Source organism: Mesorhizobium sp. LMG 17147 (genome assembly GCF_024297145.1).
Classification (GTDB): Bacteria; Pseudomonadota; Alphaproteobacteria; order Rhizobiales; family Rhizobiaceae; genus Mesorhizobium.
Genome location: NZ_JANCTC010000008.1, coordinates 146,934 through 162,637, shown reverse-complemented (window position 1 = coordinate 162,637; position 15,704 = coordinate 146,934). Strand labels below are relative to the sequence as shown.

The following is a 15,704-nucleotide window of genomic DNA, read 5'->3' as shown; positions in this document are numbered from 1 at the left end:
TCAGTCAAGCCTCGGCATCCAATAGATCAACAGATAGATCGGGATCCAGGTCGCGACCACGAAATCCCAGTAGAAGACGTTGTCGCCAACATCCCCGAAACGCCGCCCGCTATAGCCATGGCGCGTGAACATCAGGACCGTCAGCACCAGCGTGTCGCCGACGTCGGTGATCAGGTGTGTGGTGTGGAGGCCGAGCAGGACCCACAGCATTGAGCCGTACGCATTGGTATCCCAATAGATGTTGAGGGCCGGAAATTCGAACCACCGCACGACAAGCGGTGCGATACCGAGCAGCGTCATGACGATCAGGCCGATGCGCACGGGCACCATGGCACAGGCTTCGGCGTAGCGGTTCAGTATGTGGTTGGGCACCACGCTGGCGAGCAGCAACAGCGTGACGATGGTGCCCGGCCAATGGTTGGGCGGCGGCACGCCCAATGGCCATTCGGGCGACAGATAGGCGAGGTAAAGATAGGCGCCTGCGGCGAGCGCGAAGCCGGTGCCCTCCAGCGCCATGAAGGCGAGAGTGCCCCACCAGGTCGGGCTGCGCGGTCCGATCCCGAAGGTCGGGAGTTTGGAAAGATCGGCGGCAGGACGCTGTTTCATTCCTCATCCTCCGGATCGCCTTTCGGCCAGAACCAACCGATCAAAGTGATGGCGATTGGCCCGGCTCCCCAGACCACCGCCCACGGGCTGAAGATCGAATAGAGAAAGGTGGCGCCGACGGCGAGCGCGGCGAACAATGGCCAGATCGACGGCGTCGCGGACTTCTCGCGCACATCTGGATACGCTTCTGCCACGGTCGAAATAACAAGTTCGCGCACGTCGACGCGAAGCCCGGTCGCGACAGGCAGCGTGTCACGTTCGGCCCAGAGCGGCTCGGAGTGGGTAACCACCGGAATCCGAGCGAAATTATAGCTCGGCGGCGGGGAGCTTGTCGCCCATTCAAGCGTGCCCGCATTCCAGGGATTGTCCCCGGCCGGGGCGCCCCTCGAGGCGCTGTACACCAGGTTTATGGTGAACAGAACGAAGCTTAGGAACAGGACGACCGCGCCGGCTGTGATGAACAGGTTGATGTTGCCCCAGCCGAGCTCCACCGGATAGGTGTAGACCCGGCGCGGCATGCCCCATAGCCCGACAATGTGCATCGGAAAGAACGCCGCATTGAAGCCTATGAAGGCAAGCCAGAAGTGCCAGCGTCCAAGACGCTCGCTCATCATCCGGCCGGTGATCTTGGGGAACCAGAAATAGGTCGCGCCGAGCAGCGGGAACACCGACCCGCCGATCAGCACGTAGTGGAAATGCGCGGTAACGAAATAGGTGTCGTGTACTTGCAGGTCCAATGGCACCGACGCCAGCATCACGCCGGTCAGGCCGCCCGCGACGAACGTGAAGAAGAAGCCGAACACGAACAGCAGCGGCGTCCTGATTATCGGGCGTCCGTCCCACAATGTCGCCAGCCAGCAGAAGATCTGCAGCCCGTTCGGGATGGCGATCAGCATGCTTGAGGCGGTGAAGAAGCTCGCGCCGAGCTTGGGTAGGCCGGTTGCGAACATGTGGTGAACCCACAGGCCGAACGACAGGAAGCCGACCGAAATCAGCGACAGAACCATGCCCAGATAGCCGAATACCGGACGCCGGGCGAAAGCGGCGATGATCGAGGACACCATGCCGGTGGCCGGCAGGAAAATGATGTAGACTTCGGGGTGGCCGAAGAACCAGAACAGGTGCTGGAACAGCAGTACGTCGCCACCCTCGGCGGGATTGAAGATATGTGTGCCGACCAGACGGTCGAGGATCAGGAAGGTCGACGTGATCATGACCGCCGGCATGGCGAACACGATGACGAAAGAGGTGACCAGCATCGCCCAGACATAGAGCGGAATCTTGTCCAGCGACATGCCCGGCGCGCGTTGCTTCAGCACGGTGACGATGGTGGCAACCGCGACCGCCAACGACGACACTTCGGTATAGGTGATCATCTGCGCCCACACGTCGGAACGTTTGCCTGGCCCGAATTCAGGACCGGACAGCGGCACGTAGGAAAACCAGCCGACGTCGGGCGCCATGTCGAGTGCAAACGACACCCAGGCGAAGAGGCCACCGGAGAGATAAATCCAGAAGCTGAATGCATTGAGGCGCGGAAAGGCGATGTTGCGGGTGCCGACCATCAGCGGCACGAGATAGATGCCGGTCGCCTGAACGATTGGCACTGCAAACAGGAACATCATGGTCACGCCATGCATGGTGAACAGCTGGTTGTAGCGGTCCGGCCCGATCAGCCCGCGCTCCGGCCCCGACAGTTGGATGCGCATGGCAACGGCGCTGAGGCCACCGAGGCACAGGAACACGAAAGCGGTGATCAGGTACCGCCGCGCGACAATTTTGTGGTCGACGCTCGAGAGCGCACCGATGATGCCCGGCACGGTCTGCCATGTCCGCGCCAGCCAGCGCTCGAGGCTGGCGTCGTCGAGGCCGGTATCGCGAGGGCCGTCGCGCTCGGGAGCCAGGTCACCCTTTTGTGCTGCGGCGCGTTGCGGGGCGAGGTCTCGCCCATGGGCTAGGTCGGCGCTGCTCATTTCAAGCCCTCGAGATAGGCTACTATCGCATTCAGCTCGTCCCCGTTCAGTCCCACCACGGGCATGTGGGCACCTGGCTTGATCCCTTGCGGATCGGCTATCCAGGCTGCGAGATTGCCGCGGCTCATCGCCAGCGTTCCGGCAGCGAGCGTCCGCCGGCTTGCGATATGTGTAAGGTCGGGAGCGACCGTGCCGCCGGCGATGGTGCCGCCGATCTTGTGGCACATCACGCATGGTCGTTTGAGGAACAGGTCGTGGCCGGTTTGGGCCTCCGTCGACACGGGAGCAGCTGCCGGCCGCAGCTGATCTTTCAGCCACGCGTCGAAGACGGGCCGAGGTTCGGCGATGATGAAGGTGCTCATATTGGCGTGCTGCGCGCCGCAGAACTCGGCGCACTGGCCGCGATAGACGCCGGGCTTGTCAGCCTTCAGATCGAGAACGTTCTCGTGGCCTGGAATGAGGTCCAGCTTGCCCGAGAGGTTCGGCACCCAGAAGGAATGTATGACGTCGGTCGAGGTTACTACAAGCCGCACCGGCTCGCCCGCCGGGATGTGGATTTCATTGGCGGTCGTCAGGATGCGGTTCGGCTGATCGTTTTCGTAGCGCACCTCCCACCACCATTGATGCCCGGTCACCCGGATCGTCAGCGCCGCATCCGAGCCGATGGCGGCAAGCGTCCGGTTAGCGAAGTAGCTCAGCAGCGTCAGGCCGACCAGGATCAGGGCGGTAGCGGCGAGTGCGGCGACGACAATTCGCATCTTGCCGCGCTCGGCGGCAGCGTCGAGGACAAGCGGATCGCCGACCGGCGCGGGGCGTCGGGCCAATGGCAGGATCAGCACCGCCATCACCAAAAGCCAGACCACCGTGCACAATGCTGTGAAGAACCAGATCAGCCATGCAAGCTCGCCCGCGGCCGGGCCTTTTGGGTCAAGCGCGGATTGCCAGCCGCTGCATCCTGCAAGGAGCAGCATGCAGGCTGCGCCGCAGCACACGCTGCAGACAAGGCGGTTCACGGCGACTTCCCCAGGGTTGCGGCATCCGGCAGGCGATTTTCGGACGGATGGGGCATCATGTCGTCGTCGCGGCTCGGCGCAGCCGATTTCGGCGCGTTGCCGCTCAACGCGCGGACGAAGGCGGCAAGCTCCCAGATCTGGTCGTCCGGGATCTTGTCCCGAAAGCTCGGCATGCCGTTTGGCCGACCGTCCCTGATCGTGGCGTGGATGCTTTCGATCGAGCTGCCATAGAGCCACTTCTGGTCCATGAGCGCCGGGCCCATGCCGCCACCGCCATTGGCATGGCAGCCGGAACAGTTGAACCAGTTGAACAGACGCTTGCCCTCGCTGAGGTGGAAGGCGTTGGCCTCGAACACTCCGGCCTTGTTGTTGGACGAGGCTGGCCGCTGGCCGCCCGGCTCGAGGGCTGTGACGGCTGCCGGTTGGTCGCCCGAGCCGAGCGCCGACTGTGGACGCGTGTCGCGTTCCTCACGCTGGCAAGCGGCAAGAACGAGCATCGCCGACAGCACGCATGGAAGGCCGCGGTTCATCGCGCTGCCGCCCCGGCGACGTCGAGGCGAGGCACGTCATATGCCGCCAGGATTGCATCGATCTCGGCGCGGTGTTTGGCGAGCGCTGCGTCTACCTCGCTGCGCAGCGCATCGTCGTCGCGGCGCACGCCCATCGAAATGTCGTAGATCATCGGCAGCAGCGGACCGTCGATGCGCGGTGCAACCGGCGTAATCCGCAACGGTACTTTTTGCCTGGCACCGAAATAGCCGGCCAACGGCCCCCAGACGACGGCCATATCGATGTCGCCATTCGCGACCGCCTCAATGATGCGCGCTGGCGGGTTCGGCGCCGAATAGTCGCCATAGACGGGGAAACCGACGAGATGGCCGACGATGCCGCGACTGCCGAGCGCCTGGACGGGTGGCGAGTTGGCGCCGTCGTCGCCGATCAGCTGGACGCCGATGTGCAGATCGCGCAGGCGAGGATCGTTGAAGGACGCGATTTCCGGCGCATCTCTGCGTGTCACGAAGACGTAGGAAGACCGGTAGTAGGGCGCGGTGGTGCGCAGCATCTCGAGATTGGTGGGCGTGCCGGGCACCAGATCGCACAGGCCGGCTTTCAGCGTGTTGCGGACGAAGCCGCGCCGCTGAGCCCACCACGTGTAGGAAATAGTCGCGCCAAGCTCCCGGCCGACGAGTTCGGCAATCTTGTTTTCAAAGCCCTGCCTGGCGGCATTGGAGAACGGCATGTTGTTGGGATCTGCGCAGATCCTCAACTCGCGCGCATCGGCAACGGCGGCGACAAGCGAGAGCGCCAGTGCGCCAACCGCGGCGGCAAGCCGCCGCGAACGCGTTTTCCGTGAGCACATAACGCGGCCGATCGTCTCAAGGCAGCCGGAACACATACAGCGTACCTCCCGGCGTGGTTACATCCTTCAGATCCTTCATGACGTTGACGAAGCCGAGCGCGGCGGTGGCGTCGCGCGGGTCGAGATCGCCGGATACGATCGCACCGGCCCAGCCACCGACGCCCGAAAGAACCGCAACATATTGGTGCCCGTCCGGGCCGCGATAGGTGATCGGCTGGCCGATGATGCCGGACGACGTCTTGAACTGCCAAAGCAGTTCGCCGGTCCTGGCGCTGACCGCCTTGAACCAGCCTTCCATCGTGCCATAGAATACGACGTTGCCGGCGGTGGCGACGGCGCCGCTCCACACCGGAAAGTTCTCCTTCAGGCTCCACGCTGGCTTGGCGGCGGCGACATCCCAGGCAGTAAATGCACCGCGATTGCCGCCCGGCCCGGGAATCATGCGCACGTTCATGCCGACATAGGGCGTGCCGGCGATGTAATTCACCTCGACGCCTTCTTCGTCCATGCACATGTTATTATGCGGGATGTAGAGCAGGCCGGTCTTGGGCGAGAACGCCGAAGGTTGCCAGTCCTTGAGGCCCGATGCGGTGGGACAGATGTCGCGGACGACCTTGCCGGTGCCGGTCTTCTTATCCGGATTTACAATCAGTCGGCCGGTCTTCAGGTCGACGCCCTTGCTGGAATTGACAGGCCCGAACGGCACTGCCGACAGTACTTCGCCCGTAGTGCGGTCCAACAGATAGACGTAGCCGTTGCGTTCCGGTCGGACCAGCACCTTGCGGGGCTTGCCCTGCCAGGTCATGTCGAGCAGCACCTGTTCGTTGATGCCGTCGTAGTCGTGCAAATCGTGCGGGGTCCATTGGTAAAACCATTTGGCTGCGCCGGTGTCGGGATCGCGGGCAAAGATGCCGGCGGTCCATTTGTTGTCGCCGGGCCGCAGATCCGGATTCCACGGACCGGGATTTCCGGTGCCGTGGAAGATCAGGTTGAGGTCCGGGTCATAGGAGATCCAGCCCCACACATTGCCGCCGCCGATCTTCCAGGCGTCGGGCGGCCACGATGTCACCCCGAGATCCTTGCCCTTGTCCATGTCGTAATGCGGCTTGAAATCAGGGCCGATCAGCACCTCGGCGTCCGGGCCGGTATTGTAGGCCGTCCAGACGACGTGCCCGTCGCCGGCGTCGAGCGCCTTGATCCAGCCGCGTACGCCCATTTCGCCGCCGGAATTGCCGACCAGTACCTTCCCCTTCACCACCAGCGGCGCCATCGTGATGGTCTCGCCGATATTGATGTTGCCGATATGGGTGTTCCAGACCGGTTTGCCGGTGGCCGCATCGACGGCGATGGCATGACCATCGAGCGTGTTGAAATAGATGCGCCCGTCGAAGAAGGCCGCACCACGGTTGACCACGTCGCAACAGGCAACGCCCTGCGCGGCGGGCTCGGGGTTGGGCTCGAATTTCCACTTCATCGGCGCGCCGGGCTTGGTGAGGTCAAGCGCATAGAGGATGTTGGGAAACGGCGTCACGATGTACATCGTGTTGCCGACGACCAGGGGCGCAGCCTCCTGACCCTTGTTGACGCCGGTCGAGAAGGTGAAGGCCACCTGCAGGTTTTTGACGTTGTCTTCGGTGATCTCCGCAAGTTCGCTGTAGCGGGTCGAGGCGTAGTTCTTTGCCGGCATCGCCCACTGGCCGTCGTCGGGCGGAGCAGCTGCGGCCGGCGGATTTATCGCAGGGCCTGATAAAGACTGAGCAACCGCCGCCGTCATCAGTGCAAACCCCGCCAGCAGCGTCCATCCCAGCCTCGCAGCTATTGGCCTGTTTCCGCCTTTGGCTGACACACGAGTTTTCGCCGCCACCTGTCGCCCTTTCCTCATTTGCGTATCGAGCCGCCGACCCCGGCGCCAAGCTCCGCCGCCACGTCCGCCTCGCTTCCGGCACACAATGGATGGCCCCAGCCGGAGGCGCTCTTGCCGCCGGGATCGAGGTCGTAAATGATAGCGTCCTTGCGGTTTGGGTTGACGCCTGCCGGTACCTTATCCAGCCCGAGCGCGGCGCGCACACGCCAGGCGACATTGTGGTCGGCACAGGAGGAATCGCCGCTTATCCCCAAGGCCCCGACGATCCCCTTGCCGTCGTAGAGAGCCAGGCCGCCGCCAAACACGACGACACCGCCGATAGGCTTTCCCAGCAATGGATCGCTGGAGCTTCCAAACGTCGAAGGATCGCCGGCATAGGCCACCGCTGGATTGACCGGATTGGTGGCCTGCAGGCCGAATAGAGGACCGCCGGGCTGCACCGGCGCATAGAGGTTCGCGGTGGACAACGCCATGTGGGCAAGGCTGAGCCCGTTGGCGGTATTGGCTTTTTCGGCGGCGATCAGCCGGCTGCCAGGCCACTGGGCGTCGGCGGTAGGCCCACTGAAGGCGACGGCGCAGACAGTTCCGTCGCGAGCCACGACTGCCGCCCATTCATTAGTGTCGAAGCCGCCATTGCCGGGACCGCCGCTGGATTTGACGTTGGCCTTGAGGGCGGCCAGCAACTTGTCATGGTCGGCCGGGCAAGGTGCTTGAGCCCAAGCCTTTTGCTGGACGGCGCCGATCGTAAGCAGGAACAGACATAATGCTACCGAGACAATCCGATGGCGATCCATTAGCTGCGCCGTCTTTGTTGAACACTCTCCAACGCGTAGGAGGCGCAGAAGTGCCAAAGGGAACGAAATAAATATCGGATTCGGTCGGACAAACTCGGGGACCGGAACTCGGGACAGCCGATCTGGGTGTTGGCACTCAACCGGAAATCGGAGTTATTCTTGCGATGGTCCAGGCGCCGTCGGAACAGAGCAGCACTTCTGGCAGTTGTGTCGAATGCTGTCCGCAGTCGAGCAACTGGCTCAATCGGTGAAAGAGCGACGAGCTATCTTGTTCGTTGGAGCCGGGGTGTCGATGAGCGTCGGCCTGCCGTCTTGGCAAAAGCTCATCGAACACATGCAAAACGAGCTCGGCCTTGACGAGGATATGATCGGCGCACCGGAGGCCAGCTATCAGGCGCTTGCCGAATATTACCGGCTGAAGCAGGGGAGCCTCGGCCCTTTGCGCAGTTGGATGGATCGTGAATGGAGCGTCTCGCGGGAAGAAGTGCGGCGGTCGGCAATCCACAAGCTCATCGTATCGCTCGATTTTCCGATCATCTATACCACCAATTATGATCGCAACCTCGAGGTTGCCTTCGAGATTCATGGCCGGCCCTTTGTGAAGGTGGCCAACGCAAAGGACTTGCCCAAGACGACCGGCGAGGTGACGCAGATCATCAAATTCCACGGCGATTTCGACGACGACAAATCGCTGGTCCTGGCGGAGACCGACTATTTCGACCGGCTTTCGTTCGATTCGCCGCTCGACGTGAAGTTTCGCGCCGACGCACTGGGGCGCACCATCCTGTTCATCGGCTACAGCATGTCTGATATGAACATCCGTCTGCTGTTGCACAGGCTTTGGCAGACCTGGCGACGGTCGGGCTACGAGAAGAGCCGCCCGAAATCCTTCATCTTCATGTCGCAGCCGAGCATCGTCCAGGAGGCTGTTCTCGGCCACTGGGGCATCGATATGCTGACCGAAGAGGCCGACGATCCTGAGGACGCGCTGCTCGCGTTCCTGAACGAACTCAAGGATAGGGTGGGCCGGCCAGACAGCGCGTGAGAAAACCTGCGGATTGGTCCGGCCGTGGAACCGACTGATCCGATGTGAGTTCGGGAGGACTAACGTATCCGGGACCGAGCCTGAATGGGCGCACGCAACACAAGCGAAGAATGCATGCCAAACACGACCTGTCGGCCGAGTTGGCCTATGAGATCGATTTTTTTGCCCGCAGTTGCGGCCTGACGAGGGACGAAGCACTCAAGGTGATGCGAGATGCCGGCCGGTTGAAGGACAGCGCGAAGGCATCTTACGAAACCGGGGCGAAGTAGCGGCGTGGATCCCGCTTCGTGGACGGCTTTTGTCGGAACGGTCATCCTAATGCAGATGCCGCCGGGGCCCGACAGTCTGCTGGTGATTGCGCGCGGCATCGGGCAGGGCCGTGATATTGCCCTGTTCACCGTCCTCGGAATGACCCTCGGCGCCGGTATGGTCCAGCTGCCGCTCCTTGCCCTCGGCATATCGTCGCTGCTCCAGGCATCGCCGCTTGCCTTTGCCATGCTTCGCTGGGCGGGTGCAGCTTATCTCGTTTGGCTTGGATCGCGTCTGGTGCTGTTGCCGTCAGCCAGCGTCGCCGTCGAGGAGGCGCGCAATGTCGGACCGCTTGTGGCCGCACGCGAAGGAATGATCGCCAATCTGATAAATCCTTGGCCGATAACCTTTATGGTGGCATTCCTTCCGCAGTTCGTCGATCCTGCTCGCGGATCGGTCACGCTGCAATTGCTGCTGCTCGGTGGCACCCAGAAAATGACCGGTGTGCTGGTGCTGGGCACATATGCACTCGCATCCGGCACGCTCGGGGCCTGGATTATGAAACGTCCGAAGGTAAGGCTCTGGCAGCAGCGGGTGGCAGGCTGCGTCGTCGTCGGTCTCGGTATCCGCATGGCAGTCGGTGGTGGCGTGCACCGCTGAGGATCGAGCGATGCAGCGGCCGCCGATGGAACATCCGCCGACAATTTTCGTTGACATGCTCCACAAGGCGAAGAGGTCGAGCATGTCGAAGTTCCAAGCCGCTACCCCGGAGCGTTTGCAGCAGCTCAGGCTTGAGGCAACGGCGCACTTTGCGCCACTCATACTGCGCCAGGCGCTGGTGCGTCTCTGCCGGGCCTGCGGAAGCGATAGCCTCGAACGTTTCGAGAAGACCATGGTCGACCAAATCGAGGCATTGCGTGACGAAAAGGCCGATTTCGACACGATGAAGGAATTTGCCATCGAACAGCTCTATGGCTGGATTCGAGAAGTCAGGTCTTCGCCGGACATGACACAGCCGCTGGAGAGCGTAGATACCCGAAGGACCCCCGGCCGCTCTGAAGAGCCGCAAACGCTGGAAGACCAATTGCAGGCAGGCCTGGAAGATTCCTTCCCGGCAAGCGACCCACCGGCGGTCGTCTCCACCGCGATCCCGGGCGGATCGAAGAAGCTCGTCGGAACCGACGAAATCCTCAGGCAGCAGCGCGAGAAAAAGGCCGAGGACGCCAATCATTCGCGATAAACCAAGCTTTGGGCGGAACTTCAGGGAGGCAGCCTGCCGCTTCAGCCGCAGTCCGATATGAAGGCTGTCGTGGCATGCCCGTCATGCGGCTCGCCTTCGACAAGAATGTTTGCCTCCCACGCGGCGTCGACAAACGCTTGCCGCGCTTTGCCGGCCGTAATTTCACCGGTTCGGGCGCGATTCAATACATCAGCGGCCGCCAGCGCCAGTGGGGCATTGCGCGCCGGCCATTTCTCGCTTTTCAGGCAATGTACTGCTTCGAAAACGGAACTGACCAATCGCGATCGCCCGGGCTTGCCGAAATAGATGCAAACAGGTGTATCGAACTCTATTCTCTGCACCGTATTCCTCCCGGTTCAAGCAAGGTGTCGCTTCAAGCAAGCTGCGTGTCTTCAGGGTCTACACGACTGTCCGACGGGCGTTTCAGCCAAACGTCGTAGGCCTTCGCAGCTGTTTTGGCGCGTGCTGGTGTTTCGGCTGCGATATCGTAGGCCAGAATGCCCGCCTTGCGGGCGAATTTATCGAACGCCGCGCGCACCGTCTCGACGTCGACCTCGTCAGCCAGCCCGGCGCGACAGGCGTCGAACGCCGCCTTGTGCGCCGGACCGCGGCTCGGCCATTCATTTAAGACGTCATAGGCCTGCCAGATATTTTCGACATAGCGGGGGAAACCAAGGCCGACGAGAATTGGAACCGGGCGGCCAAACAATTTTTTTGTCATCTGTGTCTCCGCGAAAGAGCCTGTCGCATCAACGCCCGGGGCGGACCCGAGGCTCATGCTCTTTAACGCGGGATTGCTGCACGGGTTGCAGCAGGTTTGTTCGATCGTGCGCGGCCGGTCACTTGTTGGTCCGCATCTTTTGCCGAGGATTGATACCGCCTTGCGGCGTGGTGTCGTTCTCGACATCGCCTTCGAACGTATTGGTGCCCTGATCGAGCCGGTCGCCCTCCTTGATCGTGCCCCTGGAACTGCCGATGCCGGGATCGTTGGCAAGATCGCTATCGGCCGGCGTTTTGCCTTTGGCGTGCTTGTTTCCTGTCATGGACTCCTCCTGTTTCTTGAGGTGGCAGGCCGCCCTTGAGGTCGCGGCCAAGGCTCGCTGCGAATCGCATTTCGACGCGCCAAATGGCGGCGCCCGAATTGTCGGACGACCTTGATTTTGAACTCCGCGATCCCGATGGTTGTTCCGTCAAAAATATCGCCATCGGCCGGGATTGCTCAGCCAAGCCCTCTCCGGTTTTCTGGAGCGGGTGATTTTCGCAACCGGAACGATCTTTCGCCCAATGCATTTAACTGGTCTGCGCTCGCGAACTCATTCTGGACGGGAGCTGGACCATTGCCACCCACAGCCTACGCCTTAGCGACCCGCGAAACCGAAGACGTTTCCATCGTCGACCTCATACCCGCTTTGAGGGCTTTCGCCCGCACCTTCTGCCGCACTCCCGATGATGCCGACGACCTGGTCCAGGAGACGCTGACCAAGGGCCTGGCCAACATTGACAAGTTCGAAGCTGGAACGCGTATGAAGTCATGGCTCTTCACGATCATGCGCAACACCTACTACACGCGTGTCAGGGCCGCCGTGAGGGAAGCGCCTGGCCTGCTCGACTGTGCTTCGCTGCGGCCGATCTCGGAAGCGACGCAGGAATGGTCCGTACAGGGCAAGGAAGTCCACCAGGCCATCCAGAGCCTTCCTGAGCATCAGCGCGAGGTTCTGATGCTGATAGGCGTGCTGGGCGTCAGCTATGAGGAAACCGCCGAAATATGCGGTTGCGCGGTGGGAACCGTGAAGAGCCGGCTCAACAGGGCCCGCGCCGGCGTGCTTGAATACCTAGGCGAAAGTTCCTCGCAAACCCTGATGGAAAGGCGCAGCTATCTGTCCGAAGGACAACTGGACTTCGAAGCCGAGAGGCGCCGCTAATATATGTCACGTTAGTTACTGGTTCCGCGCAAGCGTCTTTCGACAAGCGCATGCTGCAATTCGATCGCAAGTTTGGTCAGCCGGTCAGGAACCCTTTCCTGCTCGATTGCCGCAAGCAAGGAAGCGATTTCCCGGTCTATCGTCAGATCGGCGCGCGTGCCGACGGAATCTTCCCTTGCGCGAGACATCGCGTTCTCTTGGCAAATGTTGGTCCCTTCATCTCACTCTGGCGGCAACAGTGCGAGTTTGCAAGAATTTGCAGGCCATCCATGCGACCGGCTTCGGTCCTTGCACAGCTTCGTCAGCGGTTGGGCTCTCGCTGCGTTTCAATTGCTCGCCGGCTGCAAGCCATATGCCGCCGCAACGATCAGTCTTCAGGCCGCCGATCCGCTGAATGATCCTGGTACTGCTCGGACTTGACCCGATTGCCGTCGAGCCCACGCTCCTTGGTGTGCTGCTTCTTGTCTCTGTTGGACAGAACGGCGTTCTCTCCGATCTTGTCCTTGGGAAGATCGGTCATCGCGCCAGCGCCGGCGCCTTTGCCGTGACTGCCGCGACCGATGTGCTTCTTGCTGCCGGACGCCATCTCGTCCTCCTTCCTGCTGTCGAATAGCGGCTTTTCCCGTTCGGCATCCGAACCTGCGTTGGGCCGCAATGTTCCGCCGGAAATCGTAAGCAGGAAGGCATCGCCGTCCCAGTGCCGGAACGGCTTTTCGCCGTCGACGACAACTTGCATGCCATTTGCGTTGGCGAAGTTATGAACGTCGGCGCGATCCAGCGCCGGCGATCCGCGATATGAATAATTCAAAAGCACGGCCATGCCTGGCCTCTTCAGCACGCGTGCGATTTCCACGAAATGTCGTTCCGCGAGGCCGGCCAGCACCAGATAGGGAAAGCTGTCGACGGCCAGCACGCGGTCGAAGCTGGCATCCTGGAAATCGGCAAGATCGAAACCGCGGGTAGGGCGGAATTCTACATTGCCGAGCCCGGCGCATCGCCGGCGGGCGATCGAGATCATCGCCGGGGATATATCGCTGCCGACGATCCGGTGCGACAGAGCGGAGAGCGCCTGTTCGAACCGACCGATGCCACAGCCGATATCCAGTATGTCGCGGCCGGTTCCGGTAAAGCCTCGCCCCTCCAGCCATGCAACGATTTCAGCCGTAGCGGCCGCGAGCTTTTCCTCATCGCCCAGCGACGATAGCTGGACGCTCGCCGCCGGGGAGATCGCCGCCGCCGCGTCAAACCCTGCCGCCAGCCGGTTGACGACCGCATCGTCGGTCTCGCCATCGCCACGCTCGTGCCGAACGGCAGCACCTGTTTTGCGCAGCGTGGCGAAGATCTCAGGCCTGCGCTGAAGCAGGTCCGCAATCCGTCGTAGTTTTGCCGTCTTTCGCGGATCGGCCGAATGCGTGTTTTGTGCAATCTTCGCCAGTTCTGCGGCTTCGATTCCTGTCTCGAAACGGAGAGCCAGCCTGGCGATGACGGCTTCGACGCCGGCACCGTCTGCCATGCAGTCCTCCACCACCCGCCTTGCTGATGTCGACCGCCGAGGTCGTGGCTGGGCCGCGCTCATCACCCTTTGCTCCGCGTCCAGATCTTGCGCATCGTCCACCGGTCGACGGCGCCCCAGCTGTATTTGTAGGCCTCTTGTCCGCGCAGAAAATCGAACTCTTCCGCGCCTTCGCAGATCGCCTGCCTTATCGCCTGGCCGATGAGCAGCGCGCCGGGACTTTCATCGGCATAGGCCGGATCGAAGCCACCGAGATAAGCGTAAGCGCGGCCCCGATGATGGAACCCGTAATAGGCCCCCACGATCACGTCACCAATGGTGATGAGCCAGCATCGGGCAAGCACTTGTGCGACCAGCTGCGGCAGCGCCTGCCGGTGGAATGCTTCCACGCGGGAATCGGACAGAACGCCGTCGCCGTGTCCGGCCCAGCGCGCGCGGTGAAGGCGGATCAGGTGATCGAGAAATGTCTGCGGATCGGACAAAGCGGATTCGATGGAGACCCTGCCGCGTCTCGACGCGGCCCCGAGGGCGCGGCGCAATTGGCGCCTCCGCCGCGCCGGAACGCAGCCTTGAAGCGTCTGGTCGCCGGCGAGAGCGAGCACCGGGCAAGCGGTATGACTGACGGCTTGGCACGATTCGAGCGCGGCATGCCTGATGGCAAGGCCGGCGCCGCCGGGAGGCAGGTCCTGCAAGATCCACTGCGACCAGCCGAGGGAAAGAACCGTGTCGGCGATGGCGACGGCGACCGGTGCGGCGGTTTCGGGAATACAGAGGACATCCAGATAGTCGCTCAACGAAATGCCGAGCGGAAGCAGCCGCGCGCCGGCGTCCTGGCGTTCCAGATAGAGTGGCGCCAGGCCGACCAGATCGTCGCCACTCCAGACGGCGACCGTCGCTAGCTCGCCGGGAGCGAATGTCCGCCACCATGGCAGCAACCATGCGGGAGACTGGAACGGCGTCGCCGAGGGGCTGAGCGACCAGAGTTCCCACCAGTGCGGCTCAAGGGCTTCGAGGCCGGCCGGATCGTCGATGATCTCACCGCGAAGCATGTTCCGCTCACTTCGCCGTCGCGAGCTGCCCGCTGTCTGTGCCGAGCCGTGCCAGCGCCCGATAGGCGTCCATGTAGGAGGAAACCATGCGGTCGAGTGAAAAGCGCCGCCGCGCCTCGGCCCGGCAGGTCTCGGGATCCAGGCCGGGCGCGGCAAGGATGGCTTGCGCCATCTCGTCGACATCCCCGACCAGATACCCGGTCTTGCCGTGCTCGACCACATCCGGCAGTGCGCCATTCGGGAAGGCCACCACGGGTGTGCCGCAGGCGAGCGCCTCCATGGCCACGAGCGAACTGGTTTCCGCGGCAAGGCTCGGGATGACCAGGCATCGGGCTGTGTTCAGCAGGTGCCGCTTGGCGACAAAGCCGACCGGACCAAGGAAGCGGCGCCGGTCGTCCAGCCGAGGTTCGACCTCGTCGCCAAAATACGCGGTGTGGGTTTCGTAAGGGTAGACTTTGCCGCCGATGACCAACGGCACACTGGCCTTCTTGGCTGCGTCCAGCGCCAGATGGATGCCCTTTTCCGGGCAGACGCGGCTGAGCACGAGGGCAAAGTCGCGCTTGGCCTGCCGCTCGCTGAGCGCGTCGATGTCCACTCCGTTCGGGATCGGTTCGATGAGCCTGGCTCCCGGCGGCGCGGTTCTTTGCTGAGCCGCTGATACCGCATGCAGCCACAGATCCTCCCGTGTCGGATTGAGAGCGTCGGCCGGATACCAGTCGAGCGGCAAGTGCAGGGTCACCAATGTCGGCCCGTCGCCCGGCAGATAGGCGTCGAAATCGATGCCGTGCAAATGAACCACGTCGATTGGCCAGCGAGCGCGTGCGGTAGCGATTGCAGCGCGATGAGCACGCTGCGCCCGGCGCTTCGCCGCTTCATCGAGCACGCCCGGTTCGGCCGGCGTCTCGATGAGAGTGCCCTCAGCGCTCGAGCCCTGGCAGCCGATCACGATCGAGCGGTGTCCGGCCTGTACGAGCGCCTGGTCGAGCATCGACAGCACCTGCTCGGCACCGCCGACCGCATCCGGCCCGACCGGGGCGAGGGGATAGGCGACGTTGAGGACGGTGAGCGTCATGGCT

At 62.6% G+C, this 15,704-nt stretch carries 19 protein-coding genes and 1 pseudogene; 5 read left to right on the top strand and 15 right to left on the bottom strand.

Features of this window, described 5'->3' with window-relative positions; all coding sequences use genetic code 11:
• From NMG46_RS17170 to NMG46_RS17140, 7 genes are all read right to left on the bottom strand, one after another.
• Window positions 1-606, bottom strand: coding sequence for a cytochrome c oxidase subunit 3 (locus NMG46_RS17170; RefSeq protein WP_254818826.1), 606 nt, complete (start codon window positions 604-606; stop codon window positions 1-3).
• Window positions 603-2,579: a cytochrome c oxidase subunit I gene (gene ctaD, locus NMG46_RS17165; RefSeq protein ID WP_254818825.1), complete on the bottom strand. Its 1,977-nt coding sequence runs from the start codon at window positions 2,577-2,579 to the stop codon at window positions 603-605. Before ctaD ends, NMG46_RS17170 begins: the two co-directional genes overlap by 4 nt.
• The gene (coxB, locus tag NMG46_RS17160; protein ID WP_254818824.1) at window positions 2,576-3,550 is read right to left on the bottom strand and encodes a cytochrome c oxidase subunit II; all 975 of its coding nucleotides are present in this window, start codon (window positions 3,548-3,550) and stop codon (window positions 2,576-2,578) included. Before coxB ends, ctaD begins: the two co-directional genes overlap by 4 nt.
• A gap of 38 nt (window positions 3,551-3,588) precedes the next feature.
• Window positions 3,589-4,122: a c-type cytochrome gene (locus tag NMG46_RS17155; protein ID WP_254818823.1), complete on the bottom strand. Its 534-nt coding sequence runs from the start codon at window positions 4,120-4,122 to the stop codon at window positions 3,589-3,591.
• The gene (locus NMG46_RS17150) at window positions 4,119-4,988 is read right to left on the bottom strand and encodes a substrate-binding domain-containing protein (RefSeq protein WP_254818822.1); all 870 of its coding nucleotides are present in this window, start codon (window positions 4,986-4,988) and stop codon (window positions 4,119-4,121) included. Before NMG46_RS17150 ends, NMG46_RS17155 begins: the two co-directional genes overlap by 4 nt.
• A complete protein-coding gene (locus tag NMG46_RS17145; protein WP_302895836.1) occupies window positions 4,969-6,726 on the bottom strand; it encodes a methanol/ethanol family PQQ-dependent dehydrogenase in 1,758 nt (585 codons plus the stop codon). The genes NMG46_RS17150 and NMG46_RS17145 overlap by 20 nt, the downstream gene beginning before the upstream one ends.
• A gap of 104 nt (window positions 6,727-6,830) precedes the next feature.
• Window positions 6,831-7,610, bottom strand: coding sequence for a heme-binding protein (locus NMG46_RS17140; RefSeq protein WP_254818820.1), 780 nt, complete (start codon window positions 7,608-7,610; stop codon window positions 6,831-6,833).
• 292 nt (window positions 7,611-7,902) lie between these two features.
• On the opposite strand from NMG46_RS17140, the gene NMG46_RS17135 reads away from it, so the two are divergent.
• The 4 genes from NMG46_RS17135 (at window position 7,903) to NMG46_RS17120 (ending at window position 10,144) form a co-directional block, all read left to right on the top strand.
• On the top strand, window positions 7,903-8,655 hold the full coding sequence (locus NMG46_RS17135) for an SIR2 family protein (protein WP_352897881.1): 753 nt from the start codon (window positions 7,903-7,905) through the stop codon (window positions 8,653-8,655).
• Between the two features lie 110 nt (window positions 8,656-8,765).
• Window positions 8,766-8,924, top strand: a complete 159-nt coding sequence (locus NMG46_RS17130) for a hypothetical protein (protein WP_254818818.1) — start codon at window positions 8,766-8,768, stop codon at window positions 8,922-8,924.
• 49 nt (window positions 8,925-8,973) lie between these two features.
• On the top strand, window positions 8,974-9,564 hold the full coding sequence (locus tag NMG46_RS17125; protein ID WP_254818817.1) for a LysE family translocator: 591 nt from the start codon (window positions 8,974-8,976) through the stop codon (window positions 9,562-9,564).
• A gap of 82 nt (window positions 9,565-9,646) precedes the next feature.
• Window positions 9,647-10,144: a hypothetical protein gene (locus NMG46_RS17120; RefSeq protein ID WP_254818816.1), complete on the top strand. Its 498-nt coding sequence runs from the start codon at window positions 9,647-9,649 to the stop codon at window positions 10,142-10,144.
• A 41-nt stretch (window positions 10,145-10,185) separates the two neighbouring features.
• Here NMG46_RS17120 and NMG46_RS29940 read toward each other — a convergent pair whose 3' ends face one another.
• The 3 genes from NMG46_RS29940 to NMG46_RS17110 form a co-directional block, all read right to left on the bottom strand.
• Entirely contained in the window at window positions 10,186-10,485 is a 300-nt protein-coding gene (locus NMG46_RS29940) for a DUF982 domain-containing protein (RefSeq protein WP_352476454.1), read from the bottom strand.
• Window positions 10,486-10,517: 32 nt separating this feature from the next.
• Window positions 10,518-10,865: a DUF982 domain-containing protein gene (locus tag NMG46_RS17115; RefSeq protein WP_254818815.1), complete on the bottom strand. Its 348-nt coding sequence runs from the start codon at window positions 10,863-10,865 to the stop codon at window positions 10,518-10,520.
• A gap of 118 nt (window positions 10,866-10,983) precedes the next feature.
• On the bottom strand, window positions 10,984-11,187 hold the full coding sequence (locus NMG46_RS17110) for a hypothetical protein (protein ID WP_254818814.1): 204 nt from the start codon (window positions 11,185-11,187) through the stop codon (window positions 10,984-10,986).
• Window positions 11,188-11,481: 294 nt separating this feature from the next.
• Here NMG46_RS17110 and NMG46_RS17105 point away from each other — a divergent pair, with 294 nt between their 5' ends.
• Window positions 11,482-12,066, top strand: a complete 585-nt coding sequence (locus NMG46_RS17105) for a sigma-70 family RNA polymerase sigma factor (protein WP_254818908.1) — start codon at window positions 11,482-11,484, stop codon at window positions 12,064-12,066.
• An 11-nt stretch (window positions 12,067-12,077) separates the two neighbouring features.
• Here the strand turns inward: NMG46_RS17105 and NMG46_RS17100 are convergent, their stop codons facing one another.
• The 5 genes and pseudogenes from NMG46_RS17100 to NMG46_RS17080 all read right to left on the bottom strand — a co-directional run bounded on the left by NMG46_RS17100 (window position 12,078) and on the right by NMG46_RS17080 (window position 15,700).
• Window positions 12,078-12,254: a hypothetical protein gene (locus tag NMG46_RS17100; RefSeq protein WP_254818813.1), complete on the bottom strand. Its 177-nt coding sequence runs from the start codon at window positions 12,252-12,254 to the stop codon at window positions 12,078-12,080.
• Window positions 12,255-12,433: 179 nt separating this feature from the next.
• Window positions 12,434-12,652 (bottom strand): hypothetical protein, encoded by a 219-nt coding sequence (locus tag NMG46_RS17095; protein ID WP_023676213.1) that lies wholly within the window; start codon window positions 12,650-12,652, stop codon window positions 12,434-12,436.
• Between the two features lie 192 nt (window positions 12,653-12,844).
• A pseudogene (locus tag NMG46_RS17090) lies at window positions 12,845-13,579 on the bottom strand (class I SAM-dependent methyltransferase); the annotation flags it as partial.
• 62 nt (window positions 13,580-13,641) lie between these two features.
• Entirely contained in the window at window positions 13,642-14,628 is a 987-nt protein-coding gene (locus NMG46_RS17085; protein WP_254818812.1) for a GNAT family N-acetyltransferase, read from the bottom strand.
• 7 nt (window positions 14,629-14,635) lie between these two features.
• On the bottom strand, window positions 14,636-15,700 hold the full coding sequence (locus NMG46_RS17080; RefSeq protein WP_254818811.1) for a glycosyltransferase family 4 protein: 1,065 nt from the start codon (window positions 15,698-15,700) through the stop codon (window positions 14,636-14,638).
• Between the last annotated feature and the right edge of the window lie 4 nt (window positions 15,701-15,704).

Bases quoted from the DNA above. Each gene is read 5' to 3' on its own strand.
- NMG46_RS17170 (WP_254818826.1), bottom strand. From the start codon at position 606: ATGAAACAGCGTCCTGCCGCCGATCTTTCCAAACTCCCGACCTTCGGG.
- ctaD (WP_254818825.1), bottom strand. From the start codon at position 2,579: ATGAGCAGCGCCGACCTAGCCCATGGGCGAGACCTCGCCCCGCAACGC.
- coxB (WP_254818824.1), bottom strand. From the start codon at position 3,550: ATGCTGCTCCTTGCAGGATGCAGCGGCTGGCAATCCGCGCTTGACCCA.
- NMG46_RS17155 (WP_254818823.1), bottom strand. From the start codon at position 4,122: ATGAACCGCGGCCTTCCATGCGTGCTGTCGGCGATGCTCGTTCTTGCC.
- NMG46_RS17150 (WP_254818822.1), bottom strand. From the start codon at position 4,988: ATGTGTTCCGGCTGCCTTGAGACGATCGGCCGCGTTATGTGCTCACGG.
- NMG46_RS17145 (WP_302895836.1), bottom strand. From the start codon at position 6,726: ATGACGGCGGCGGTTGCTCAGTCTTTATCAGGCCCTGCGATAAATCCG.
- NMG46_RS17140 (WP_254818820.1), bottom strand. From the start codon at position 7,610: ATGGATCGCCATCGGATTGTCTCGGTAGCATTATGTCTGTTCCTGCTT.
- NMG46_RS17135 (WP_352897881.1), top strand. From the start codon at position 7,903: ATGAGCGTCGGCCTGCCGTCTTGGCAAAAGCTCATCGAACACATGCAA.
- NMG46_RS17130 (WP_254818818.1), top strand. From the start codon at position 8,766: ATGCATGCCAAACACGACCTGTCGGCCGAGTTGGCCTATGAGATCGAT.
- NMG46_RS17125 (WP_254818817.1), top strand. From the start codon at position 8,974: ATGCAGATGCCGCCGGGGCCCGACAGTCTGCTGGTGATTGCGCGCGGC.
- NMG46_RS17120 (WP_254818816.1), top strand. From the start codon at position 9,647: ATGTCGAAGTTCCAAGCCGCTACCCCGGAGCGTTTGCAGCAGCTCAGG.
- NMG46_RS17115 (WP_254818815.1), bottom strand. From the start codon at position 10,865: ATGACAAAAAAATTGTTTGGCCGCCCGGTTCCAATTCTCGTCGGCCTT.
- NMG46_RS17110 (WP_254818814.1), bottom strand. From the start codon at position 11,187: ATGACAGGAAACAAGCACGCCAAAGGCAAAACGCCGGCCGATAGCGAT.
- NMG46_RS17100 (WP_254818813.1), bottom strand. From the start codon at position 12,254: ATGTCTCGCGCAAGGGAAGATTCCGTCGGCACGCGCGCCGATCTGACG.
- NMG46_RS17095 (WP_023676213.1), bottom strand. From the start codon at position 12,652: ATGGCGTCCGGCAGCAAGAAGCACATCGGTCGCGGCAGTCACGGCAAA.
- NMG46_RS17085 (WP_254818812.1), bottom strand. From the start codon at position 14,628: ATGCTTCGCGGTGAGATCATCGACGATCCGGCCGGCCTCGAAGCCCTT.
- NMG46_RS17080 (WP_254818811.1), bottom strand. From the start codon at position 15,700: ATGACGCTCACCGTCCTCAACGTCGCCTATCCCCTCGCCCCGGTCGGG.